This is a genomic window from Sphingobium limneticum, from assembly GCF_008710165.1.
Classification (GTDB): Bacteria; Pseudomonadota; Alphaproteobacteria; order Sphingomonadales; family Sphingomonadaceae; genus Sphingobium; species Sphingobium limneticum.
The window spans coordinates 99,756-122,873 of the sequence record NZ_VYQA01000007.1; the positions used below are offsets into that span (position 1 = coordinate 99,756).

The 23,118-nt window shown below is 64.7% G+C and carries 24 protein-coding genes; 3 read left to right on the forward strand and 21 right to left on the reverse strand.

Features of this window, described 5'->3' with window-relative positions:
- Nucleotides 1-17 precede the first annotated feature (17 nt).
- From murD to F4U95_RS11145, 11 genes are all read right to left on the reverse strand, one after another.
- A complete protein-coding gene (gene murD / locus F4U95_RS11095) occupies nt 18-1,424 on the reverse strand; it encodes a UDP-N-acetylmuramoyl-L-alanine--D-glutamate ligase (protein ID WP_150425722.1) in 1,407 nt (468 codons plus the stop codon).
- Nucleotides 1,425-1,428: 4 nt separating this feature from the next.
- Nucleotides 1,429-2,502, reverse strand: coding sequence for a phospho-N-acetylmuramoyl-pentapeptide-transferase (mraY, locus tag F4U95_RS11100; RefSeq protein ID WP_120250637.1), 1,074 nt, complete (start codon nt 2,500-2,502; stop codon nt 1,429-1,431).
- Nucleotides 2,502-3,893, reverse strand: a complete 1,392-nt coding sequence (locus F4U95_RS11105) for a UDP-N-acetylmuramoyl-tripeptide--D-alanyl-D-alanine ligase (protein ID WP_150425723.1) — start codon at nt 3,891-3,893, stop codon at nt 2,502-2,504. The genes mraY and F4U95_RS11105 overlap by 1 nt, the downstream gene beginning before the upstream one ends.
- Before the next feature lie 97 nt (nt 3,894-3,990).
- On the reverse strand, nt 3,991-5,445 hold the full coding sequence (locus tag F4U95_RS11110; protein ID WP_150425812.1) for a UDP-N-acetylmuramoyl-L-alanyl-D-glutamate--2,6-diaminopimelate ligase: 1,455 nt from the start codon (nt 5,443-5,445) through the stop codon (nt 3,991-3,993).
- Nucleotides 5,445-7,148 carry a peptidoglycan D,D-transpeptidase FtsI family protein gene (locus tag F4U95_RS11115; protein WP_150425724.1) on the reverse strand — a complete coding sequence of 568 codons (1,704 nt, stop codon included), beginning with the start codon at nt 7,146-7,148 and terminating at the stop codon, nt 5,445-5,447. The genes F4U95_RS11110 and F4U95_RS11115 overlap by 1 nt, the downstream gene beginning before the upstream one ends.
- Nucleotides 7,148-7,798, reverse strand: coding sequence for a colicin transporter (locus F4U95_RS11120; RefSeq protein WP_150425725.1), 651 nt, complete (start codon nt 7,796-7,798; stop codon nt 7,148-7,150). The genes F4U95_RS11115 and F4U95_RS11120 overlap by 1 nt, the downstream gene beginning before the upstream one ends.
- On the reverse strand, nt 7,795-8,748 hold the full coding sequence (rsmH, locus tag F4U95_RS11125; RefSeq protein WP_150425726.1) for a 16S rRNA (cytosine(1402)-N(4))-methyltransferase RsmH: 954 nt from the start codon (nt 8,746-8,748) through the stop codon (nt 7,795-7,797). The genes F4U95_RS11120 and rsmH overlap by 4 nt, the downstream gene beginning before the upstream one ends.
- Nucleotides 8,745-9,242 (reverse strand): division/cell wall cluster transcriptional repressor MraZ, encoded by a 498-nt coding sequence (locus F4U95_RS11130; protein WP_150425727.1) that lies wholly within the window; start codon nt 9,240-9,242, stop codon nt 8,745-8,747. The genes rsmH and F4U95_RS11130 overlap by 4 nt, the downstream gene beginning before the upstream one ends.
- Nucleotides 9,243-9,428: 186 nt before the next feature.
- The gene (locus F4U95_RS11135) at nt 9,429-10,712 is read right to left on the reverse strand and encodes a Gldg family protein (protein ID WP_150425728.1); all 1,284 of its coding nucleotides are present in this window, start codon (nt 10,710-10,712) and stop codon (nt 9,429-9,431) included.
- A 132-nt stretch (nt 10,713-10,844) separates the two neighbouring features.
- Nucleotides 10,845-11,156 (reverse strand): hypothetical protein, encoded by a 312-nt coding sequence (locus F4U95_RS11140; protein WP_120252135.1) that lies wholly within the window; start codon nt 11,154-11,156, stop codon nt 10,845-10,847.
- 41 nt (nt 11,157-11,197) lie between these two features.
- Nucleotides 11,198-12,193 carry a cysteine synthase A gene (locus tag F4U95_RS11145; protein WP_120252136.1) on the reverse strand — a complete coding sequence of 332 codons (996 nt, stop codon included), beginning with the start codon at nt 12,191-12,193 and terminating at the stop codon, nt 11,198-11,200.
- A gap of 196 nt (nt 12,194-12,389) precedes the next feature.
- Between F4U95_RS11145 and F4U95_RS11150 the strand changes: the two genes are divergently transcribed.
- Nucleotides 12,390-13,376, forward strand: a complete 987-nt coding sequence (locus F4U95_RS11150; RefSeq protein WP_150425729.1) for a cell wall hydrolase — start codon at nt 12,390-12,392, stop codon at nt 13,374-13,376.
- A 362-nt stretch (nt 13,377-13,738) separates the two neighbouring features.
- Complete coding sequence (locus tag F4U95_RS11155; protein WP_056683165.1) at nt 13,739-13,867, forward strand: entericidin A/B family lipoprotein; 129 nt, start codon at nt 13,739-13,741, stop codon at nt 13,865-13,867.
- Nucleotides 13,868-14,197: 330 nt separating this feature from the next.
- Here the strand turns inward: F4U95_RS11155 and tatC are convergent, their stop codons facing one another.
- The 10 genes from tatC to F4U95_RS11205 form a co-directional block, all read right to left on the reverse strand.
- The gene (tatC, locus tag F4U95_RS11160) at nt 14,198-14,986 is read right to left on the reverse strand and encodes a twin-arginine translocase subunit TatC (protein WP_150425730.1); all 789 of its coding nucleotides are present in this window, start codon (nt 14,984-14,986) and stop codon (nt 14,198-14,200) included.
- Nucleotides 14,983-15,450 carry a Sec-independent protein translocase protein TatB gene (tatB, locus tag F4U95_RS11165; protein WP_150425731.1) on the reverse strand — a complete coding sequence of 156 codons (468 nt, stop codon included), beginning with the start codon at nt 15,448-15,450 and terminating at the stop codon, nt 14,983-14,985. The genes tatC and tatB overlap by 4 nt, the downstream gene beginning before the upstream one ends.
- Nucleotides 15,451-15,476: 26 nt before the next feature.
- Nucleotides 15,477-15,725, reverse strand: coding sequence for a twin-arginine translocase TatA/TatE family subunit (locus tag F4U95_RS11170; RefSeq protein ID WP_120250645.1), 249 nt, complete (start codon nt 15,723-15,725; stop codon nt 15,477-15,479).
- Nucleotides 15,726-15,753: 28 nt separating this feature from the next.
- Complete coding sequence (scpB, locus tag F4U95_RS11175; protein ID WP_120250646.1) at nt 15,754-16,347, reverse strand: SMC-Scp complex subunit ScpB; 594 nt, start codon at nt 16,345-16,347, stop codon at nt 15,754-15,756.
- Nucleotides 16,344-17,123, reverse strand: coding sequence for a segregation and condensation protein A (locus F4U95_RS11180; RefSeq protein WP_150425732.1), 780 nt, complete (start codon nt 17,121-17,123; stop codon nt 16,344-16,346). Before F4U95_RS11180 ends, scpB begins: the two co-directional genes overlap by 4 nt.
- The gene (gene nagZ, locus F4U95_RS11185) at nt 17,120-18,133 is read right to left on the reverse strand and encodes a beta-N-acetylhexosaminidase (protein ID WP_150425733.1); all 1,014 of its coding nucleotides are present in this window, start codon (nt 18,131-18,133) and stop codon (nt 17,120-17,122) included. Before nagZ ends, F4U95_RS11180 begins: the two co-directional genes overlap by 4 nt.
- 54 nt (nt 18,134-18,187) lie before the next feature.
- A complete protein-coding gene (locus tag F4U95_RS11190; RefSeq protein WP_246171574.1) occupies nt 18,188-18,670 on the reverse strand; it encodes an endonuclease domain-containing protein in 483 nt (160 codons plus the stop codon).
- A complete protein-coding gene (locus F4U95_RS11195) occupies nt 18,622-19,344 on the reverse strand; it encodes an SPOR domain-containing protein (RefSeq protein WP_150425734.1) in 723 nt (240 codons plus the stop codon). The genes F4U95_RS11190 and F4U95_RS11195 overlap by 49 nt, the downstream gene beginning before the upstream one ends.
- Nucleotides 19,345-19,357: 13 nt before the next feature.
- Nucleotides 19,358-21,085 carry an arginine--tRNA ligase gene (argS, locus tag F4U95_RS11200; RefSeq protein WP_150425735.1) on the reverse strand — a complete coding sequence of 576 codons (1,728 nt, stop codon included), beginning with the start codon at nt 21,083-21,085 and terminating at the stop codon, nt 19,358-19,360.
- A gap of 193 nt (nt 21,086-21,278) precedes the next feature.
- Nucleotides 21,279-21,887 (reverse strand): hypothetical protein, encoded by a 609-nt coding sequence (locus F4U95_RS11205; protein WP_120252137.1) that lies wholly within the window; start codon nt 21,885-21,887, stop codon nt 21,279-21,281.
- A 174-nt stretch (nt 21,888-22,061) separates the two neighbouring features.
- On the opposite strand from F4U95_RS11205, the gene ispH reads away from it, so the two are divergent.
- The gene (gene ispH / locus F4U95_RS11210; protein ID WP_150425736.1) at nt 22,062-23,021 is read left to right on the forward strand and encodes a 4-hydroxy-3-methylbut-2-enyl diphosphate reductase; all 960 of its coding nucleotides are present in this window, start codon (nt 22,062-22,064) and stop codon (nt 23,019-23,021) included.
- The last annotated feature ends 97 nt before the right edge of the window (nt 23,022-23,118 follow it).

Here is a 23,118-nt window from a genome sequence, read left to right on the forward strand (position 1 = left end):
GCCCCCGACTTGGTGGTTTATTCGCCAATAGAGTCCAGCGCCGCGACGGCGGCGGCGAAGGCATCGCCGCGCGCTTCGAAATCGCGAAACTGGTCGAAACTGGCGCAAGCGGGCGACAACAGCACCACATCCCCCGGCTGCGCGATGCGCGCGGCGCGGCGGACGGCGGCGCTTAGCATTTCACTGTCGTCCACCGCCATAGAGGCACGAAGCAGATCGGCGAACATATGCCCCGCTTCACCGATGGTATAGGCGTGGGCGATGTTGGCGAAATGCGGGACGCACTCGTCCAGATTGTCCGATTTGGCGACGCCGCCCAAAATCCAGTGGATGCGCGGTTTGCCGTCCTTCGCCGGCCATGCAGCGAGCGCGGGCGCGGTCGAAGCGGCGTTGGTCGCCTTGCTGTCATTGACGTAGAGGACGCCATTATGGGTGCCGACGGCCTGCATGCGGTGGGGGAGCGAAGCGTAGCTGGCGAGGGCCGCGGCTATGGTCGCTTCGTCGATCCCCAGCGCCTGTGCGACAGCGACAGAGACAGCGGCGTTCTGCGCATTGTGCGGACCTTGAAGGGCGGGCCAGGTGAGTTGAGCGACGGGATCGATATCCCCTGACCCAACCTCAACCACGTCATCCCCGCGAAGGCGGGCATCCATCTCCCCGGACTCGCGTACGGAGGCAAGGTCCGGAGATGGGTTCCCGCCTTCGCGGGAATGACGGAGTTGTGTGGCGATCCCTCGGCTCGGCTCATCCTCGGTCGCGATGACCGCCACATGCCCGGCCGACTGCATCGTGAACAGCCGCGCCTTGGACGCGACATAGCCCGCAAAGCCGTCATAGCGATCCAGATGATCGGGCGTGATGTTGAGCAGCACCGCGACGTCGCAGTCCAGGCTGTGGGTCAGGTCGATCTGATAGCTGGACAATTCCAGCACATAGACGCCCACGCCATGCAGGTTCGGCTCCAGCGGCGGCTGGCTCAGGATCGGCAGGCCGATATTGCCGCCCATCACCGTGGGGAAACCCGCCTGCTCGATGATGTGGTGGATCAGCGCCGTGGTGGTCGACTTGCCGTTGGTGCCGGTGATGCCGACGACCTTGTGCGGCGGCAACGTGCGCCGGGCGAGCGCGAACAGTTCGATGTCGCCGATGATCGGCACGCCCGCGATCTTCGCACGCATGGCGATGGGGTGGCGATTGAGCGGCACGCCCGGCGACACGACGATGCCGTCGAACCCGGCAAGGTCGATCTCCATCGGATCGCCAAGGTCCGCCTTGCCCGCGACCAGCGCGCGGGCTTCTTCCCGGCTGTCCCAGGCGACGACACGCGCGCCGCTGGCGACCAGCGTGTCGACCGTGGCAAGGCCCGAGCGGGCAAGGCCCAGCACGGCGTAGGTTTTCCCCTTGAAAGCCTCCGAAACGATCATCCGCTTACCTCAGCTTCAAGGTGGCGAGGCCGGCGAGCGCCAGGATGAAGGCGATGATCCAGAAACGGATCACGACGGTCGGCTCGGCCCAGCCCAATTGTTCGAAATGATGATGGATCGGCGCCATCTTGAACACGCGCTTGCCGGTGCGCTTGTAGAAGAAGACCTGGATGATGACGCTCAGCGCTTCCACCACGAACAGCCCGCCGATGATGCCCAGCACGATTTCATGATGGGCGGTGACGGCGATCACGCCGATCGTGCCGCCCAGCGCAAGGCTGCCGGTGTCGCCCATGAAGACGGCGGCCGGCGGCGCGTTGAACCAGAGGAAGGCCAGGCCCGCGCCGATGATCGCCCCGCACAATATGGTGAGGTTACCCGCGCCCGGCACATGGGGGATGCCCAGATAGGCGGCAAAATCCGCGCGGCCGACCAGATAGACGATCAGCATGAAGGCCAGGCTGGCGATGATGACCGGCATGGTGGCAAGGCCGTCGAGGCCGTCGGTCAGGTTCACCGCATTGCCGAACGCCACGATGACGAAGGCGGCAAAGCAGAAGTAAAATGGACCCAGTTCAATCGCCGGGCCATTGTAGAAGGGCACGTAGAGCGCGGTATTGCCATGCTGATGAACGATCATCCATGCCGCGACACCGGCGATGAGAAATTCGAAGATCAGGCGCATCCGCCCCGACAGCCCCTTATGACTGGCCTTCGTCACCTTGTCATAATCATCGAGGAAGCCGATCGCGCCGAAACCCAGGGTCACGAACAGGCAGGCCCAGACATAGGTGGATTGCAGGTCCATCCACAGCAGCACGGAAACGACCATGGAGGTCAGGATCATGAGGCCGCCCATGGTCGGCGTCCCGCGCTTGGCCAGATGGCTTTGCGGGCCGTCGTCGCGGATCGGCTGTCCCTTGCCCTGACGGACGCGCAGCCAGCCGATGAATTTCGGGCCGATGACCAGGCCGATGATGAGCGAAGTGAAGATCGCCGCGCCCGCCCGGAAGGACAGGTAACGGATCAGGTTGAAAATACCTGCGAAATCCAGGGTTTCGGCCAGCCAATAGAGCATTAGTTCATATCTCCGTCACGGGCGGCCTCGGCCAGAGCAGCGACCAGGCGGGACAGGCCCACGCCATTGGAGCCCTTGACCAGGATCGCGTCGCCCGCGCGCATTTCGGTTTGGATGAGGGGGATGGCCGCTGCCGTATCGGCGACATGCACATGAGGAATGGCGCTGCCCAGCGCATCGGCCAGCGGCGCCATTTCCGCGCCAACCAATATGGCATAATCGACCTGCCCCGCGCCCAGCGGTTCGGCAAGGCCGGCGTGGAGTTCGACGCTGCGGTCGCCCAGTTCGCGCATGCCGCCCAATATGGCGATGCGACGATCGGCTTTTTCCCGGCCAAGCTGGGTGAGCGTGGCCTTCATGGACAGCGGATTGGCGTTGTAGCTTTCGTCGATCAGCAGCGCTTCGCCACCCGCGACCGGCAGGATGCGCCGTTCGCCCCGGCCCGGCAGGCCCGGCATTTCGGCCAGCGCCAGGCCGGCCGCCGCCAGATCGCCGCCGACCGCCTCGACTGCAGCCAGCACGGCGAGCGCGTTGGACACCCAATGGTCGCCCGGGGCCGCGACGGTGAAGCAGAGTTCGGCGCCCGGCAAGGTCGCCGTGACCAGGGTGCCGCCGTTCGGCGCGGGTACGGCTTCGCGCGCGCAGATATCGGCCTGCGGGCTGGTGCCGAAGGTCAGGATATGGGCGGCGTGACGCTCCGCCTTGTTGTAGAGCAGCGCGACATGCGGGCTGTCATAGGGGATGATCGCGGTGCCGCCCGGTTGCAGCCCCTCGAAAATCTCCGCCTTGGCTTCGGCGATCTTCGCTTCGGTGCCGAAAAATTCGATATGGGCGGGCGCGATGGCGGTAACGATGGCGACATGGGGACGGACTTGTCGTGTCAGGGCAGACAATTCCCCGGCATGGTTCATGCCCATTTCGAACACGCCGAAGGCGGTGTCCCGCGCCATGCGCGACAGGCTCAAGGGCACGCCGACATGATTATTGTAGCTTTTGACCGAGCGATGCACCTCGCCCGGCGCGGCACGATCCAGCGCCTGGAACAGCGCTTCCTTCGTGCCGGTCTTGCCAACCGATCCGGTGACGCCGATCACCTTGCCAGTCATGCGCTTGCGCGATGCTTTTCCCAGCGCTTCGAGCGCAAGGGCGCTGTCGGGTACCAGGATATGGGGGTGATCGACCGGTTCGCTGACGATTGCGCCCGCCGCGCCTTGCCCGAACGCCTTGTCGACGAATTTATGGCCGTCGGTCGCTTCGCCCTTCATCGCGACGAACAGATCGCCCTGCCCCACTTCGCGGCTGTCGAAGGCGACGCCCGAAACGGCAAACGGCGCCGACGCGGCGCCGCCTGTGGCCTCGGCGATTTCGGCGGAGGTCCAGAGGTCGGTCATAGACACAGACCTCCGTTCGGTTCGAGCTTGTCGAGAACCATATGCGCCAAACGGTTCTCGACAAGCTCGAACCGAACGGAAAGGTGGGAACCCAGAATCAACCCGCGCACTCCCGTGCCACGGTGACGTCGTCGAAGGGCAGCACGCGGTCGCCGATGATCTGGCCCTGTTCATGGCCCTTGCCGGCCAGCAGGACGATATCGTCCGCGCCCGCCTGACCGATGGCGGCGGCGATGGCGGCGCGGCGACCGCCGATTTCCTCGGCCTGCGGCGCGCCCGCCAGCACGGCGGCGCGGATGGCGGAGGGTTCTTCCGAACGGGGATTGTCGTCGGTGACGATGACATGGTCGGACAGTTCGGCCGCGACCTTGCCCATCAGCGGGCGCTTGCCCGCATCGCGATCGCCGCCGGCGCCGAACAGGGTGATGAGCTTGCCGCGCGTATGCGGGCGCAGCGCCTCTATCGCGGCCTTCAGGCCGTCGGGCGTATGGGCATAATCGACATAGACGGGGGCGCCCGCCTTGCTGATGACCGCGCGTTCCAGCCGGCCGCGCACCGGCTGGACCCGGCCGAGCAGTTCCATCACCTTGGCCGTGTCACTGCCGGTCGCGATGACGAGGCCGGCGGCGGTCAGCGCATTGGCGGCCTGATAGGCGCCGATCAACGGCAGATTGACCTTGTAGATCTTGCCATCGGCTTCGACCTCCAGCGTCTGGCCCAACTGGGTCGGGGTGCGGTTGACGAGGCGCAATGCCTGCCCCTGCACCCCAACGCTCAGCACACGAAGCCCCCGCTTCGTAGCGCGCTGGATGACCTTGTCCGACCATTCATCGTCCGCCCAGACGACCGCCGTGCCGTCAGCCGACACGACTTCGTCGAACAAGCGCATCTTGGCGTCGAAATAGCTGTCCATGTCGCCATGATAATCGAGATGATCGCGCGACAGGTTGGTGAAGGCGCCGGCGACGACCGGCAGCCCTTCGGTACGATATTGGTCCAGGCCATGACTGGACGCCTCGAACGCGGCATGGGTGATGCCTTCGCGCTTCAGGCCCGACATATTGGCGAGGAAGGTGACGATGTCCGGCGTGGTGAGGCCGGTCGATACCTGATCGACCGCCGTGGTGACGCCCAGCGTGCCGATCGACGCGGACTTGTGGCCCAGCATCCGCCACAGCTGGCGCGCGAGTTCAACCGTGCTGGTCTTGCCATTGGTACCGGTGACGGCGACGGTCATGTCCGGGAAGGGCGCGAAATAGCGTGCGGCCATCAGCGCCAGCAGACGGCGGGGATTGGCGTGGGCGATATGGATCGCCCCTTCCACCTTCGCTTCGGGGCGGGCGACGATGGCGAACGCGCCGGCCTTCACCGCGTCGGGAATATAATCCTCACCATTGACGCGCAACCCCTGAAACGCGCCGAAGACGGTGCCGGGCGCGACCTTGCGATTGTCGATGGCGAAGCCGGTCACAGACGCGTCAAGGCCGGCGGTGCCGCCGACCTTGTCCGAACCATCCACATCCAGCCCCTCGATAAGCGACCCGAGGCGCATCATTCTTTCTCCTTGTCGCCGTGCAGCAGCGGCATCAGATCCGAGATATCCACGTCACGGCTTTCGTCCGGCATCACGCCCAGCATCGGGCCGGTGCGCTCCACCACCCGCTTCACCACCGGGGCGGCGGTCCAGGCAGCGGTGCGCAGGCCATATTGGCCGGTCGCCTCGTCCATGATCGCGACCACGACATAGCGGGGATTGTCCATCGGGAAGGCAGAAGCGAAAGTCGTCACGAGCGAAGTCTTGTTATAGCGCCCCTCCTGGGGCTTTTCGGCGGAACCCGTCTTGCCGCCCACCCGGAATCCCTTGGCGTCGGCGCTTCGTCCTGTACCCGCCGATACGATCATCCGCAACAGTTGGCGCATCCGCGCGCTGGTGGCGGCGGTGAAGACGCGGCGTCCTTCGGGCACTTCGTCCGGGCGCAGCTTGCGCATGGTGGCGGGGCGCCAGATGCCGCCATTGACCAGCGCCGCATAGGCCGCCGCCAGATGCAGCGGCGTGACCGCAATGCCATGGCCATAGGCCGTGGTCATGCTGGTGATGCGGCCCCAGCTGGACGGCCAGATGCCCTTGGCCCGCTCGTTGAACTCGATCGGCGCGCGCTGATCGAAATCCAGGCTGCGGAACATCTTTTGCAGCGGTTCCGCGCCCATTTCGTCGGCGATGCGCGCCGTGCCGATGTTCGAGCTGTGGACCAGAATTTCCGGTACGTTGATCCAGCGACCCATGGAATGATCGTCGCGAATGCGGAAGCCGGCGACGGCGAGCGGTGCGGTGGCGTCATAGCGCTTGCTCATCGACGTCACGACGCCGGCATCCATGGCCGCCGCGATCGACAGCGGCTTGAAGGACGAACCCAGCTCGTAGCGGGCCTGCACCATATGGTTGCAGAGCGGCGATTCGCTGCACGTCTTGCCCGCATAATTTTGCAGCTTGTTGGGATCGAAGACGGGGATGGAGGCCATGGCGATGATCTCGCCGGTATTGGCGTCCATGATGATGCCGCCCGCGCCCTTCGCCTTGGTCTGTACCAGCTGCGCGTAAAGTTCGCTTTCCAGCGCGCCCTGCACCCGGCTGTCGATCGAGATGGCGAATGGCTTGCCGCGTTGCGCCGCCTGCGTCAGCCGATCGTTGAAGGCCGCCTCCACGCCCATGCCGCCCTGCCCTTCGGCATTGGGCGCAAAGCCCAGCACATGGGCCCCCAGCGTGCGCTGCGGATAGAGGCGTTCCTTCTCACGCGGAAATTCGATGCCGATTTCGCCCAGCGCGTTCACCGCTGCCACTTCTTCGGGCAGGGCGCGGCGGCGCAGATAGGCCCAGCCACGGCCGGTCAGCTTCTTGTAGAAGGCCGCCTCGGGTTCGTCGGGGAAGATTTCGTGCAGCTTGCGGGCCAGTTCGCCCGGATCGCCGATCAGCTTGGACGGGCGCACCGCCACCGAATAGGCGTCCATGGTGCGCGCCAGCGGCACGCCGTTGCGATCGACGATATCCGCGCGCGCCGGCAGGAAGGGCGACAGGCTGCCGTCCCCCGCATTGCCATGCGCGAAAATGCCGACCCAGGCGAGTCGGCCGATCAATATGGCGGTGATGGCAAGGAACAGGATCAGCAGCAGCATCAGCCGGTTGTGGGCGATGGCGGTCAGGTTGACCCGCGCTCGCCCGGCCCGCTCGCCGCCCGGCTGGACAATGATCGTGGCCATCAGCGCGCCTCCTTGCGCTTCTCGCGCGCCGCCTTGGCGCTCAGGTCGCCCAGCGTGCTGTCATCCAGCAGCTTGGCATCGAGCATCGCCATCCGTTCCGCCTTGCGCGCAATCGGATTGGGCTTCGACACGTCGGCGTCGGCCTTCGCCTGCTGCGCGGGGGTACGCGGTGCGGACTTGGGCAGCTTGTCGACGGCGTCGGCAGCATGGGCTTCGCGGATCACCGCGATATCGCTGCGGATCTGGGTCGCCGCGGGGCTTTCGGGCGCCTTTTGCGGGGCGGAGGGCAGGTCGGCCGGGGTTTCGACCATCGCCACCATCACCGGCGGCGCGACATAATCGGGACCGTTGGGCTGGACCCCGTCCAGATGGGCCAGCGCCCGCTCACCACCCAGATATTGCTGGGCGCTGGGCGTCGAATACATGAAGTCGTCCTGATTCCAGCGTTCCAGCTGACGCATGGAGGCGCGTGCACTGAATTCCGTTTCCAGATAGCGGATGTCGGCCTTCGTCCGTGCGATCTGCGCCCGGACCTTCATCAGTTCGTTGCGTTCGGTCGCGACTTTAAGCGACACCATATAGGCGCCCAGCGCACCCAGTGCGACCAGGATCACCCAGATCAGGCTCTGCAACCTTTTGACGGCGATCATGAACGGGCACTCCGAAGAGACTGGTGAGCAGGGGCAGACGTACGGATGGCAGCGCGCAGGGTGGCGGATCGGGCGCGGGGGTTGCGCGCCAGTTCGGCCTCGCCCGCCTTCACCGCCTTGGCCGGTTTGGCGAAGGTGGGCTGCGGCCCGGCGGCGCGTTCGGGCATATGCCTGGACCCGCCGCTGTCGCCGCCGCTGCGGTTGCGCAGAAACTGTTTGACGATGCGGTCTTCCAGAGAGTGGAAGGTCACGATCGCGAGGCGACCGCCCTCTTCCAGCAGCGCTTCGGCCGCTTCGAGCGCCAGCTCCAGCTCCTCCAGTTCGCGGTTCACATGGATGCGGATCGCCTGGAAGGTGCGGGTCGCCGGGTCTTTCTTGTCATGCGGCTTGTGACCCAGCGCCTTGCGGACGACGGCGGCGAGTTGGCCGGTACGCTCCAGCGGGCGCGCCTCCACGATCGCGCGGGCGACACGTCGCGACTTGGGCTCGTCGCCATAGCGGTAAATGACGTTGGCGATCTCTTCCTCAGACGCCGTATTGAGGAAATCGGCGGCGCTCATGCCGTCCTGGCTCATCGTCATGGTGAGCGGACCGTCGGACTGGAAGGAGAAGCCGCGCTCCGCCCGATCCAGCTGCATCGAGGATACGCCGATATCGAGCGTGATGCCCGACAGCTTCTCGATGCCGCGCTCCGCCAGCAATTCCGCCATGCGCGAAAATTCGCCGGGGATCAGCGTGATCTGATGCGCGTCGGCCACCGCCTGCCCTTCCCGGATCGCATCGGGGTCGCGATCGAAGGCGAAGACGCGGGCGCCGGCACGGGCCATGGCGCTGCTATAGCCACCCGCACCGAAGGTACCGTCGACATGGATCTCGCCGGGGGTGATGGCGAGGGCGTCGAGGACTTCGTCGATCAGGACGGGGATGTGCGGGGCGGCGGAGTCGCTCACTTGGCAGCCCCTTCCGCGCGCGCATCGATCCAGCGGCGGACCTTGTTGAGGATCAGCGCCGGGCGATCCGGGCTTTCGACCAGGGCTTCGGGCTTCCAGATCTGGAAATAGCGGCCCACGCCATAGAAGAAGATCGCGTCCGTAATGCCGGCTTCTTCCTTGATATCGGGGTGGAGGAAGAAACGGCCGGCATCATCGAAATTCACGTCCTCGATCGTGCCGAGGCGGTTTTCGCGTTCCAGATCGGCGTTGAAATCGCGCCCGCCCTCATAGGCCTGGCGCTCCAGCTTCTCGACCTCTTCGAACAGGAACTGTTTGTGGGACAGGCCAAAGCCGGTGGCGCAGCCATTGTCGAAATGGACCGACAGGCACAGGCGATTCTCGCCGCCGCTGGCCTGTTTGACCAGCTTGCGCATCTCCAGGGGCAGCACGAAACGGCCTTTGCCGTCCGTGACGCTGAATGCGTTGCCCGAATAGAGAATGACGTCCGACACGATGGCGACCTGGCCCCTTGTTTTCGGGGCACAGGCCGTCCGTCGCCGGAATCATGAGAACACCATCCAGCGCACAGGACAACGCAAAGCCTGACGAACCCCAATGCCTGTTTTCCTACCAAGCATGGGGGTGGACTGCAATGGGAAAGCATGGGTGGCGATGGGAAAAGACGGTGAAATACGGGACTAACCGGATTTGTTATCTTTTACCCCGCCATGTTCTTTTTCTGTTCCGGGGATGAAACCCCGCCTTTCCCGACGAAAGGCCATCGCACCCATCATCGCCCATATCGTCCCAGCCAAAAGCGCCCAGCGAATGGCGCGGGTGACGTCCCGCGAGTCCCGCATCCAGCGCCGGTCGCCGGATATGGCGGCGCCGCCCAGCCAGTGGACGAGCAGTGCAGGCGTATCGGCCACCCAATAGCGGGGATCGAGCGGATGAGCGGGATTGGCGAGCCAGAGCCGGTCGTCGATCGGATCGGCGTCGCCCATCACCAGCGCCGCCCCCTGCCCCATCTGCTTGCGCTGGACGATCCCGTCTTGCTCTGCGGTGGGATAGGCGCGCATGCCCGACAGGGTGATGAGCATGCCATCGGGGGCGAAATGACGGATTTCCTCACTTTTGATGGCGGACGAGCGGAAACCCCAATGGCCGAGCAAGGGCTGCAACAGGCTCGCAGCGGGGGCACGGCGGCGATCCCCCAGCGGCAGGTCGGACGGCCAGCGCAGCAGCGGGTCGGCCAGCACCAGAGCCGTCCCGCCATCCCGCACCCATTGGTCGATCGCGACCAGTTGCGCCGGCGTCAGCGCGCGCGGCTGGGCCAATAGCAGGCGGCGGGCGCCGGAGGCCTTGAGTTGTAGCGGGTCGTCCAATGGCGTGACGGCGAAGCGGGTACGCAAGATCGTGACGATCGGCGCATCGCGCGGCCCACCCCTTCCCACTTCATCCCAGAAGAGCGGCAGGCCGGTGATGACGGCGAGGCTGGGACGATCCGGGACAGGCTGGACCGGCTGAGTTGGACCTCGCCAGAGGAGGAGCGCGGCGAGGGTGAGGAGGGCAATCCCGGCAGATATAGATACGAACCCACCCCTGCCCGTTCCCCGGCCTGCGCGAAGGAACGCTTCATATGCGCCATCCTCATGGCGCCCTGGCATGAGCAAAGCGCCGCCGAATATGGCGAGCAGCGCCACCGCCAATAGCCCCACTGCCGCCAACTGATCCGGCGCGCGCGCCGCCGCCAGCGTGCAGAAGATCAGCGCCATCCCGGTGGCACCCAGCGCCACCCAGGTCCGCATTGGCCAGCCACGCCGCGAGAGCAGCAGCCCCATCCCGGCGAGTAGCAAGGCGGCAGGCCATCCCCAATCCCATGGATCGGCCTGTCCGGTCAGGAAAACGCGCTTCAGGCCGGCAAGTAAAATCCCGAGCGGCGGGAGCCAAAGCCAGAGGAAACGCTTCAGGCCAGCGATCATTTGCGGAGACTTTTCATTCGCCATGGCGGGCGCAGCAAAGAAATCCACGGCGCGCCCTTGGATTGGTTGGGCCTTGCCCGCCTTTGGCCCGATACGCTCGCAATGACGATGAAAATGGAGGCCACGCCGCCCCTAGCGCTGTTGTTGCGCGGGATCGCGGTCCATGGGCTTGCGGATATTGGGATCGGGCTGGAGGTCGGGCACGATCGGCGCCTGCTCCGGCGCAGGTTGTACGCCCAGTTCCGCCAAAGGCTCCTTGGGCGAGACGGCATTTTGCGTTTGGCTGAGCGTCGGCACCACCGGCGGCGGCAGCGCCGCGTCGTCCATCCGCGCCTTTTCGATCACGATATTGGCAAGGCCCACGAGCAGCACGACGCCCGCCAGACCGGTGAGGCCGATCTGGACGCGCTGTAACCCTTCCTGACGGCGGGGTGCTTCAGCCATGCTTGCGCTCTTATTCTCTTCGCCGCGACCCGTGTCGACGATCATGCAGTGTGCGCGAGCCAGGGGAAGACCGTCAAGCCCTTAGATTCCAGCCATTGCCGGTTGTACAGGGTCGACAGGTACCGGAAGCCGGTGTCGCACAGGATCGTCGCGATCCGCTTGCCCGGCCCCAATTGCTTCGCCAGCGCCACCGCGCCCGCGACATTGATGCCCGACGACAGGCCAAGGCACAGCCCTTCTTCGGCCAGCAGGCGGCGCACCCAGAGCAGGCCGTCTTCGTCGGAGATGCGAAATTGCGTGTCGATCGGCGCACCGTCCAGATTGGCGGTGATGCGCCCCTGCCCGATGCCTTCGGCGACCGACGATCCTTCCGCCTTCAATTCGCCATGGGCATAATAGTTGAACAGCGCCGCGCCATGCGGGTCGCTTAAGGCAATGGTGATCGCCTCATCCTTGGCTTTCAGGCCCAGGCCCACGCCCGCGATCGTCCCGCCGGTGCCCGCCGCGCAGGTGAAACCATCGATACGGCCGTCCATCTGCGTCCAGATTTCCTCGGCCGTGCCCACGATATGCGCCTTGCGATTGGCGATATTGTCGAACTGGTTGGCCCAGATCGCCCCTTCCGTCTCCTCCGCCAATCGCCGCGAGGTGTGGACAAAATGGCCGGGGTTGGAATAGGGCGCCGCCGGCACGGTGACCAGCTCGGCGCCCAGAGCGCGCAGCGTGTCCATCTTTTCCCGGCTCTGCGTCTCGGGCATGACGATGATCGACTTATAACCCTTCGCATTGGCGACCAGCGCCAGGCCGATGCCGGTATTGCCGGCGGTCCCCTCCACGATCGTGCCGCCGGGCTTGAGCAGCCCCTTTTCCTCGGCATCGTTGACGATGAACAGGGCAGCGCGATCCTTCACGGAGGCGCCGGGATTGGCAAATTCGCATTTGGCGAAAATGTCGCAGCCCGTCTCCTGCGAGGGGCCGGCGAGGCGCACCATCGGCGTGTTGCCGATCAGCGCGAGACTATTGGGTTGAAGCAGCATGGCACCCGCATAGCGGAGCCGGCGCGGCTTTGCCAAGCAAGGGAATGATGATCGGGGCAAAGCGCGCATTTTAACCTTTGCGCCCATCACCGTCCCATCGCGGAACAAAAGGAAATGCGATGAGGAAAGAATAAGGAATTTCCGCTAAAGGCTCCGGCAGCAGGGCGACGGCGGGTCGCGGGGTTATGGAGTTTGCATGCGGTTTCTGGCGCAGATGCGGGGATGGAGGGGGCATGGGGCGATCCTGGCGATCGCGCTGCTGCTGCTCGTCGCGCCGCGCCTGATCACCGCCGCGCCGCTCGACATGCTGGGCGGCGATCAGGATATCGGCCATGCCGATCCGTCCGAGGAATCGGCGCAGAATTTCCCCGGCTCCGCCTTTTTCTATGCGCAGGGCGCGTTCGATCCGGTGCCGGGCGTCGCCACGGTGCAGAGCGAGCATGTGCTGGGACTGGATGAGGCGCAAGCGGCGCCGGCGATGGTGTTTCGCGGAATGACCGGCATCGACAGCTATCGCGCGCTCAATTGCCTGACATCGGCCATCTATTATGAAGCCGCCAATGAGCCGGACGATGGCCAGCGCGCGGTGGCGCAGGTGGTGCTGAACCGGGTGCGCAGCCCACTCTGGCCCAACACGGTGTGCGGCGTCGTCTATCAGGGGTCGGAACGCACCGATTTTCGGTGCCAGTTCACCTTCAGCTGCGACGGCGCCATGGCGCGGATGCCGGCCGCCGCCGCATGGGTCCGGGCGCGGCGCGTGGCGGAACAGGCGCTGGCCGGCCATGTCTACACCCCCGTGGGCCTCGCCACCCATTATCATACGCTGGCGGTCCGGCCGGAATGGTCGTCCAGCCTTCAGGCGGTGGCGGTAATCGGCGCGCATATCTTTTACCGCAATCCGGGGTTCAACGGTACGCCGGCCGCCTTCCGCATCCCCTATCTGGGGCGGGAGACGATTTCCGGCCCGGCCCGCACCAGCTGGCCCGCCAAGCCGGCGATGGCGGTGGATACGCTGGCGCCCGCTTATGTGCCGCTGCCCTCTGCGCCGTTGCCGGCCGGTCCGGCACAGGCTGCGCCGACCGTCGGATGGTCGCCCGTTCCCAAGCCGCAGCCGGCCGATGACGGCCTGCCGGAATCCACCATCCGGCCGGAATTTCGCAATACGGGTCGGCCGTTGATCTGATCTTTTTCCCTGACCGCCGCGATTTTCTTATGGTTAAAAATGCGGTCACCATCGAAGCAGCTGTAAAAAAGCATTTAAAAAAGTGCATTTTTTTGGCCTTCGCGGGAACCGATCCGGGTCGCAGAGGGTTTTATATTCCGGATAGCAAATCTTTTGCCCCCCGCTCTTGCTATCCACAAAATATGAGCCCGGAATGCATCCCCCCCCGACGCGTTCCGGGCTCAGAATTTTTCCGGGGCAGTTTTCTTCTTGAAATCATTATTCTTTCCGGCTGCGGAACGTATCTTCTCAGCGCGGGTTCTTCCCTTCGTCACCAGGACGGCGCCGCCGTCCGGTCACAGAATTTGACGAGGAGACTTTCGATGACGAAGAAGATCCTGGCTGCCGTGCTGCTCACGGGTTCGCTGATGGTCGCCGCGTGCAACACGGTCGAGGGCGCTGGCCGCGACGTGCAGAGCGCCGGCAAGGCCGTGGAAAAGAGCGCAAACTAAGCGCCGCGGATTTAGCGTTTCACTACCCCCTCCCTAGCATGGCCCGCCCGTCAAACGGCGGGCCTTTTTTTTTTGAAAATGATGTTGTGGCGGGCCGGTGGTTTCGCTCAGAGGCGCGTTTGAGCCATCCAGATGCCGTCACCCCAGCGAAGGCTGGGGCCTCAGGCGGCAGTAGAAGAAGGCTAGTCGTCTTGCGCTATCTGTTTACGCAGCGTTCGCGTCCCTGAGATCCCAGCCTTCGCTGGGATGACGGCATTTTGAGCGCTCAATCTGAACTCAATCCACCCATTCAGGCGCGCCATAGCCATAGCGCCCGTTAATCCGGAAGACTTAGACCGACGCCCCTTCCGCATCTTCGGCCGCTTCGATTTTCGCGGCCCTGCGGTCGGTGAACCAGATGGCGATGATGGTGATTTCATAGAGCAGCAGCAGCGGGATCGCGAGCATCAGCTGCGACACCACATCGGGCGGGGTCAGCACGGCGGCCAGAATGAAGGCGGCGACGATCATGTAGCGGCGCATGCCGATCAGCTGCGCGCGCGTGACGAAACCGGCGCGGTTGAGCAGCATCAGCAGCACCGGCATTAGGAAGCTGATGCCGAAAGCCAGGATGAACTGCATGACCAGGCCCAGATAGGCATCCGCGCTAGGCAGCGCCTCCACCGACAGGCCGCTGCTATTGCCCTGAAATTCGAGGAAGAAATGAAATGCCGTCGGCATGACCACGAAATAGGCCAGGCTGGCGCCCATGGCGAACAGGAAGGGCGTGGCGAGGATGAAGGGCAGCAGCGCCTTCTTTTCCTTGGCATAGAGGCCCGGCGCGACGAAGGCCCATAGCTGGTTGGCGATGATCGGGAAGGACAGGCAGAAGGCCCCGAAAAAGGCGATCTTCACCTGAACGAAAAAGGCTTCGTACAGCTTGGTATAGACCAGCTTGCCGCCGCCGTCGCCGAACGCTTCCTTGAGCGGATGGACCAGGATCGCGAACAGCTGTTCGGAAAAATAGAAGCAGATCGCACCGGTCAGGACCAGCGCGTACACGCATTTGAGCAAACGGCCACGCAACTCGATCAGATGGTCGAGCAGGGGCGCCTTGCTGTCATCGATATCGCCGATCATGCTGCCGCATCACCCTTGTGAGGCTGAACGGCGGGGGCTTCGGCCACATAAGGCGGCCCGTCGTTCGCCGAGGTCGGAGCGGGCGATGGCGGTACGATCGGCGCCGATTCGGCCACGAAGGGCGGATGTTCGACCGGGGCCGACTCCGCGACATAAGGCGGCGCATCCTGTGCCCCATCCTGCACGGACGATTCGACGGGAGCGGGCAGCGCATCGCCCGACACTTCGGGCGGATGCTCTTCCATGATCCGCTTGTTCTGCGCGGCCCATTTCTTTTCCAGCTCTTCCAGTTCCACTTCGCGCACCATGGCGTCGATGCCGGTGCGGAAATGACGGGCCATGCCCTGCGCCTTGCCCACGATCTGCCCCACCTTGTAGAGCGCGCGCGGCAAGTCCTTGGGCCCGATCACGATCACGGCAATGATCACGATCACCAGAAATTCAGACGAATCGATACCAAACATGCGGGACTATCGGCCTTGCTGGAGGATCAGGCCTTGGTCTTTTCTTCGGTCGCGCTCGGCGTCGGCGCGTCCTGTTCCGGCACGCGATGACCGTCGATGCGCACGGCGGGCTTTGCCGGCGTCACATCATCATCGCTATCGTCGGCCATGCCCTTCTTGAAGCTCTTGATGCCCTTGGCAACGTCGCCCATCAGGCCGGAAATGCGGCCGCCACCGAACAGCAGCATGACGACCAGGAGCACGATCACCCAGTGCATCAGCGAAAAGGAACCCATTTTTCAATACTCCTAGTAGAAGGCCTATCTAGGCCTCTTCCTCGTCATTTTCCAGAACGGATTGCCCGCCCATACCCTCCAGCGCCAAATCGACGGGGTCGAGCAGGCCAGCGGCGCGCAAATCGTCCATTCCGGGAAGGTCGCGACGGCTGCTAAGCCCGAAATGTGACAGAAAATCTACGCTGGTCGCATAGATGAGCGGACGGCCGGGCACTTCGCGGCGGCCGGCGGGGCGGACCCAGCCCGCTTCCATCAGCACGTCCAGTGTCCCCTTCGCCACCTGCACGCCCCGGATCGCTTCGATTTCCGCGCGGCTGACCGGCTCATGATAGGCGATGATGGCCAGCGTCTCCATGGCGGCACGCGACAATTTGCGCGGCTCGTCCTTCTCGCGCCGCAGAATATGGGCGAGATCGCTCGCGGTCTGGAAATGCCAGCGCCCGCCCCGCTCGACCAGATTGATGCCGCGCCCGGCATAATGGTCGGACAGGGCCTGCAACGTCGCGGCGAGATTACCGCCCTCCCCCACATGCAGCTTGAGTTCTGCGGGGGTCAACGGCGCTTCGGCCACGAACAGGGCCGCCTCCACCGCGCGGAGAAAATCGTCAGGCTCGCTGCTCATGCCGGGCTTTCCTGATTCGGCGCGGGCGCGCGGAGGTAGATGGGCGCGAAGATCCCGTCCTGCTGCATCTCCAGCCGCCCCTGCCGCGCCAGCTCCAGCGCAGCGACGAAGCTGCTGGCCAGCGCCGATTTCGCCTTTGGTGCGTCCAGGTCGGGCGGCAGGAAAGATTCGAGTCGGGTCCAATCGATCGCCGTGCCGACCAGCGATTCGACCCTCTGGATCGCCGCGTCCAGCGTCATCACTGGGCGCACAGCGATGGTATGGACCACAGGCTGGGTCCGGGCGCGAATCTGGCCATAGGCCTGAATCAGGTCATAGAGGCTGGCGCGCCATTGCGCCTTCTTGATCAGCCGCAGCCCTTCGGGCTTGCGTCGGGTGAAGACGTCGCGCCCCACCCGGTCGCGTGCCATAAGCCGGGCCGCGGCATCGCGCATCGCGTGGAGCCGCTGGAGCCGCAATTGCAGCCGCAACGCCATGTCTTCGGGGCTGGGATCGTCCTGCTCCTGCCGGGGCAGCAGCAACGCGGATTTGAGATAGGCGAGCCAGGCCGCCATCACCAGATAATCGGCCGCCAGTTCCAGCCGCAATTGCCGCGCGCCGTCGATAAAGCCCAGATATTGCTGCGTTAGCGCCAATATGGAGATTTCGCGCAGATCGACCTTCTGCGTGCGCGCTAGGCTGAGCAGCAGATCGAGCGGCCCCTCCCACGCATCGAAGCTGACGGTAAGCGTCTCGGGACTGGGAACAGCCGGCTGGCTGAACAGATCCTGCGTCAAGCGAGCGCCAGGTCCAGCAGCGAATCGCGGGTCGCCAGCAATTCTTCCAGTTCCGGCTGATCCGCGCCGCGCGTGACCGACGCCATCGCCCTGTCCAGCCGCGCGCGCGCCTGATCGGTGATATCGGGCAGAAGGCCGGCGATGCCGACCATATCGTCCATCCGCCCCCAGCAATTGAGCGCCAAGTCGCAACCCGCCGCGACCACGCCGGCCGCCAGTTCCGGGATGCTGCCCCGCAGCGCCTTCATATCGAGATCGTCGGACATCAGCAGCCCGTCGAAACCGATACGCTGGCGGATGATTTCGCCGATGATCTTGGGCGACAGGCTGGCCGGCTGCTCCGCATCCCATTCGGTGTAGACGACATGAGCGGTCATCCCCATCGGCGCGCGATTGAGCGTGCGGAACGGCGCCAGATCGGTTTCCAGCGCATTGAGGTTGGCATTGACGATCGGCAGCGCCAGATGGCTGTCCACCATCGCCCGGCCATGGCCCGGCATATGTTTGACGATGCCGACCACGCCGCCTTCCGCCAGTCCTTCCAGCGTGGCGCGCCCCAGCGCCGCGACGCGCATCGGGTCCGCGCCCAGGGTACGGTCGCCCATGATATCGCTCGCGCCATCCTGCCGCACGTCCAGCAGTGGCAGCGCATCGACGGTGATGCCGACCTCCGCCAGCGTGAGCGCTATGGCGCGGGCGTTGGCGCGCGCGGCGGCGATCGCACTGGATGGGGCGATGTCATAGAGCCGGTCGAACGCGGCACCGGGCGGGAAGCTGGGCCAGACCGGCGCCTGCATCCGCGCGACCCGGCCGCCCTCCTGATCAATCATGATCAGCAGATCGTCGCGGCCATGCAGTCTGCGCAAATCGTCGGTCAGCGCCCGCACCTGCGCCCGGTCGGCGATGTTACGCTTGAACAGGATATAGCCGGCCGGCTCGACCTCCGCAAAGAAGGCGCGCTCGTCGGCGGTCAGGGTTTCGCCGGAAAGACCGAAGATGACGGGTTTCATGGGGGCGATGGTAGCGGGTGAAACCGGGATTGTCGAAGGGGAAGAAGCCGATTTCTACTCCCTCTCCCCTTCAGGGGAGAGGGTTGGGGAGAGGGGCAAGAAACGCACTATTGCCGATAGGACGCCTTCAATATTAGAAATCACATCGTTGTTCGAAAATCGCAAAACACGCCATCCCTGCGCTTCTAAAAACGCCGTTCGAGCAGCATCCGCCTCGACAGTATTCCCATGCGCATCGCCATCCAACTCGATCACCAACATTGCTGCCCGACAAGTAAAGTCCGCGATGAACGGCCCAATCACTGTCTGGCGGCGAAACTTGGCTTCCGCAAAACGTTTGGCGCGCAGATGATACCAAAGGCGGCCTTCGGCTTCTGTGGGTTGAGAACGAAGCTTTTTCGCGAAAGATAGGGATTTTTGATTGCGCAGATGTCGCTCCCCTCTCCCTAGCCCTCTCCCCTCAAGGGGAGAGGGAATTATGTGTCGTTTTAATTCACGACCATGCAGCTTTCGCCAGCGACTTTCAGCTTGCCGCAGATGGTCCCCGCCTGCCCGCCGGCGCTGGCGCGCAGGCGGTAGACGGTGCCGCCGCCGACCTGGGCCGGTTCGACCGTCATGGCGAGCGGGGCGAGATAGGCGAAGCGTTTGGACAACTTGGTCCAAGCATCCTTGGCGCCCGACGCGCTGCCATAGGCGCCCAGCTGGATCATCGCGCCGCCGGCCGCCGGCTTGGCCGTTGCCGCCGGGCGTGCGCTCGTTTCGTCGGTGACGCGCGCGGTAACGCTGGCGGCGGGCTTGTTCGGCGCGACGGGTGCAGCGCCGGCCGGCGCGGGTGCGGTCTTGGCGATCGGCGCTTCGGGCACGCGGCTGGGGTCGATGCGACCGTCGCGCGCTACGCCTTCGCTGGCGGCGAAGCTGGCATCGCCCTCACCATCGAATTTCTTGGCGTCGGCCTCATTGGCGGCGATCTTGTAATCGTCGGTCGGCGCCGCGATCAGCTGCCCCTCGCCCGCACCGCCAGCGCCATTACGATTCTGCATCCACCAGACGCCAGCGACCACCGCACCGATCAGCGCGAGGCCGAGCAGGATCAGGCCGAGCAACCGCAAAGGCGATATGCGATCATCCGCCTCATCGTCGATGGCAGGCTCCAGCCAGGGCAGACGATCCTCATCGTCCAGATCCAGTCGTCCGCGCGCATAATCGCTCATGGTGTTCAGCGCCTCACTGCATTTCCGTCAGGGCCGCAACGCCCATCAGCGCCAGACCGTTGCGGATAATCTGCCCTATTCCTTGCGCGAGGAAAAGGCGCGTCGCAGTGAGCGCCGGATCGTCGGCCAGGATGACGCGCGCACGCGGATCGTCATTGCCCATATTCCACCAGCTATGGAAGGCGGAGGCCAAGTCGTTGAGATAGAAGGCAACACGGTGCGGTTCGCGGGCTTGTGCGGCCCCTTCCACGACACGCGGGAACTGCGCCGCAAGCTTGACCATCGCCAGCTCCGCCGTCCCAAGAAGGGACAGATCGGGCGCGGGCAGGGCAATGCCGGCCTCCTGCGCGCGGCGGCCGAGCGAGGAAATGCGCGCATGGGCATATTGGACGTAGAAGACCGGATTGTCCTTCGACGCCTCCACCACCTTGGCGAAATCGAAGTCCATCTGGGCGTCGGCCTTGCGCGTCAACATGGTGAAGCGGACGACATCCTTGCCCACTTCCTGCACCACATCGGCCAGCGTCACGAAATTGCCCGCACGCTTGGACATCTTCACCGGCTCGCCGTCGCGCAGCAGGCGGACCATCTGAATGAGCTTGACGTCGAACCGCGCCTTGCCTTCGGTCAGCGCGGCGACGGCGGCCTGAATCCGCTTCACGGTGCCGGCATGGTCGGCGCCCCAGATGTCGATCAACTGGTCGGCGCTCTGCGCCTTCTGGTAATGATAGGCCATGTCGGCGCCGAAATAGGTCCAGCTGCCGTTCGACTTCTTGATCGGACGATCCTGATCGTCGCCAAATTGGGTCGAGCGGAACAGCGGCAGCTCCACCGGCTCCCAATCGTCGGGCAGTTCGCCCTTGGGCGCTTCCAGCACGCCGTCATAGACCAGGTCGTGGGCGCGCAGCCAGGCTTCGGCCGCCTCGGGCTTGCCGGCCGCCTGCAATTCCGCTTCCGACGAGAAGAGATCGTGATGGATGCCGAGCAGGGCCAGATCGTCGCGGATCATGTCCATCATCTTTGCGACGGCAAAGGTGCGGAAGGTGACGAGCCAGTCGGCTTCGGGCGCACCGACGAAGCGGTCGCCATATTCGGCCGCCAGCGCCTGCCCCACCGGCACCAGATAGTCGCCGGGATAGAGGCCTTCGGGGATCGCGCCCACATCCTCGCCCAGCGCTTCGCGATAGCGGACATGCGCGGAGCGGGCGAGGACGTCGACCTGACCGCCCGCATCGTTGATATAATATTCGCGTATGACCTTATGTCCGGCATATTCCAGCAGCGTGGCGAGCGCATCGCCCACCACCGCGCCACGGCAATGGCCCATATGCATGGGGCCGGTCGGGTTGGCCGAGACATATTCGACATTGACGGTCACGCCCTGCACGAAATCGGACCGGCCATAATCATCGGCATCCGCATGGATCGCGGCCAGTTCCGCGCGCCAGGTCGGGTCGTTCAGGGTCAGGTTGATGAAGCCGGGACCGGCGATGGTCGCGCCGTCGACCTCATCCAGCGCCTGCAACTTGGCGACGATCGCATCGGCCAGCGCGCGCGGGTTCGTGCCGGCGGGCTTGGCCAGCACCATGGCGGCGTTGGTGGCAAGGTCGCCATGCGACGCATCGCGCGGCGGCTCGACCGTCACCGGCTTGCGGTTGAGGCCGGCAGGCAACGTGCCTTCGGCCTCCAGCGCGTCGAGCACGGTATCGAGATGGGCGGTGAAACGGGTGTAAAGGGACACGGGACAGTTCCTCGAAAAGCACGGGGTTCTGTTTGCCTACATGAACCCCTTGTTCCCCGGCGCAGGCCGGGGTCCAGTTCTACAGGGCGGGACTGGCCCCCGGCCTGCGCCGGGGAACAGTTTACGCCGTTCGACATCTGACATCAGCGCCGCCTTCCGGAATATTCCCGAAAGCGGACCGAAAGATCAGCTCTTATCGCGTAGCATTATATCGGAGCTGATCCTGGGTCAGGTTGAAACCCACGAGCAGCTCGAAGCTGGTTTTCTGGAGCGCCGCCTTGACGTCCGGCTGGGCGAAGGGGTCGATCGCCGCGTCAGCGTCGCCGGCCTTGCGCTTCGCCGTGATCTTCTGCTGGATCTCGGCGGGCAGCGTGGCGGCGGCCTTGTCGACATAGCTGCCGGCCTTCGCCTGCGCGCTGGCGCGATAGTCGCCGGCGGCGAAGTTCAGCGTCACCTGCCCCACGCGCTTGGCGATCACGGCATTACCGCCACGCACCACGGCCGAAAAATAGGGCAAGGTCACCTGCCGCGCGGCGCTGGCGTCGCTGCGCCGCGCGTTCACGGTGAAGGTCGCCTCGGTATAGAATTGCGCGCCGTCCGCGCAGGTGGAACGCAGGTTGGTGATGTCGGCCACCACGTCGATCGCCGCCGCATCGGTCCGGCCGGGCGCGGTGAAGAGCGTGATGTCGCCGGTCTGCGCGGGGATCGCCGCCGTCGGGCAGGCCGAACGTACCGCGACGATACCGCCGGTCGCATCAATCTCACCACGCCGCGAGCAGCCCGCCAGAGCCAGGGCCAACATTCCGGTCAGGGCGATATGAGACAATTTCACAGGCAGATATTCCTTCGATTGGCCCACAAGACCAGACGCTTTGCGCTTCCTTATCCATCCGCCGCCTGCCACGCAACTGCCCATCCCCTCCAACCAAAAGGAAGCGGCTTTCATCCGGCGCCACATTCGCCTAAGCGACAGGGCATGACGCACGCGCCCACTGCCCGCCCGCCGATGAAGCTCCTGATCGCCGCTCCGCGCGGCTTTTGCGCCGGAGTCGACCGCGCGATCATCATCGTGGAAAAGGCGATCGAGGCCTATGGCGCCCCGGTCTATGTCCGCCACGAAATCGTCCACAACAAATTCGTGGTGGATGGGTTGAAGGCCAAGGGCGCGATCTTCGTGGAAAGCCTGGATCAGGTGCCCGATGGCGTGCCGGTCGTCTTTTCCGCGCATGGCGTGCCCAAGGCGGTGCCGGCCAAGGCGGAACAGCGCGGCCTGTCCTATCTGGACGCCACCTGCCCGCTGGTCAGCAAGGTCCATCGCCAGGCCGAACGGCAGGTCGCGGTCGGCCGCCACATCCTGTTTATCGGGCATAAGGGCCATCCCGAAGTGATCGGCACCTTCGGCCAGGTGCCCGAAGGCACGATGACGCTGATCGAAACGGTCGAGGATGCCGAGGCTTTTGCGCCGGCCGATGCCGACAATCTCGCATTCCTGACACAGACCACTTTGTCGGTGGACGATACCGCCGCGATCGTAGCCACGCTGGAGCGTCGCTTCCCCACGATATCCGCGCCCAAGGGCGAGGATATCTGCTACGCGACGTCGAACCGCCAGACGGCGGTGAAGGCAATCGCGGCGAAGTGCGACGCCCTTTATGTGATCGGCGCGCCCAACAGCTCCAATTCGCTACGGCTGGTGGAAGTCGCCGAACGGGAGGGCACCCCTGCCCGCCTGATCCAGCGCGCGGCCGAAATCGACTTCGACTGGCTGGAGGGCGTCACGACGCTGGGCCTGACGGCCGGCGCCTCCGCCCCTGAAATATTGGTGCGCGAAGTGGTGGACCGGCTGGCCGAACGCTTTGCGGTCGAGGAGGAGCAGGTGGAAACCGCGCGCGAGACGATCGCCTTCAAGCTGCCGCGCGGCCTCGAAACGGCCTGACCCGATTTTCATCCGTCATTGCAAGCATAGCGAAGCAATCCAATGGCGCGACGATGGATTGCTTCGCTACGCTCGCAATAACGAGCTTCAGGATAAA

Coding starts and splice junctions, on each gene's coding strand:
- F4U95_RS11105 (WP_150425723.1), bottom strand. CDS start 3,893: ATGACCGACCTCTGGACCTCCGCCGAAATCGCCGAGGCCACAGGCGGC.
- F4U95_RS11145 (WP_120252136.1), bottom strand. CDS start 12,193: ATGCTGCTTCAACCCAATAGTCTCGCGCTGATCGGCAACACGCCGATG.
- nagZ (WP_150425733.1), bottom strand. CDS start 18,133: ATGAAACCCGTCATCTTCGGTCTTTCCGGCGAAACCCTGACCGCCGAC.
- F4U95_RS11120 (WP_150425725.1), bottom strand. CDS start 7,798: ATGATCGCCGTCAAAAGGTTGCAGAGCCTGATCTGGGTGATCCTGGTC.
- F4U95_RS11195 (WP_150425734.1), bottom strand. CDS start 19,344: ATGAGCGATTATGCGCGCGGACGACTGGATCTGGACGATGAGGATCGT.
- F4U95_RS11205 (WP_120252137.1), bottom strand. CDS start 21,887: ATGTTGGCCCTGGCTCTGGCGGGCTGCTCGCGGCGTGGTGAGATTGAT.
- F4U95_RS11135 (WP_150425728.1), bottom strand. CDS start 10,712: ATGATCGCTGGCCTGAAGCGTTTCCTCTGGCTTTGGCTCCCGCCGCTC.
- mraY (WP_120250637.1), bottom strand. CDS start 2,502: ATGCTCTATTGGCTGGCCGAAACCCTGGATTTCGCAGGTATTTTCAAC.
- scpB (WP_120250646.1), bottom strand. CDS start 16,347: ATGAGCAGCGAGCCTGACGATTTTCTCCGCGCGGTGGAGGCGGCCCTG.
- tatC (WP_150425730.1), bottom strand. CDS start 14,986: ATGATCGGCGATATCGATGACAGCAAGGCGCCCCTGCTCGACCATCTG.
- F4U95_RS11115 (WP_150425724.1), bottom strand. CDS start 7,148: ATGGCCACGATCATTGTCCAGCCGGGCGGCGAGCGGGCCGGGCGAGCG.
- F4U95_RS11155 (WP_056683165.1), top strand. CDS start 13,739: ATGACGAAGAAGATCCTGGCTGCCGTGCTGCTCACGGGTTCGCTGATG.
- murD (WP_150425722.1), bottom strand. CDS start 1,424: ATGATCGTTTCGGAGGCTTTCAAGGGGAAAACCTACGCCGTGCTGGGC.
- tatB (WP_150425731.1), bottom strand. CDS start 15,450: ATGTTTGGTATCGATTCGTCTGAATTTCTGGTGATCGTGATCATTGCC.
- F4U95_RS11150 (WP_150425729.1), top strand. CDS start 12,390: ATGCGGTTTCTGGCGCAGATGCGGGGATGGAGGGGGCATGGGGCGATC.
- F4U95_RS11110 (WP_150425812.1), bottom strand. CDS start 5,445: ATGCGCCTCGGGTCGCTTATCGAGGGGCTGGATGTGGATGGTTCGGAC.
- F4U95_RS11140 (WP_120252135.1), bottom strand. CDS start 11,156: ATGGCTGAAGCACCCCGCCGTCAGGAAGGGTTACAGCGCGTCCAGATC.
- ispH (WP_150425736.1), top strand. CDS start 22,062: ATGACGCACGCGCCCACTGCCCGCCCGCCGATGAAGCTCCTGATCGCC.
- F4U95_RS11170 (WP_120250645.1), bottom strand. CDS start 15,725: ATGGGTTCCTTTTCGCTGATGCACTGGGTGATCGTGCTCCTGGTCGTC.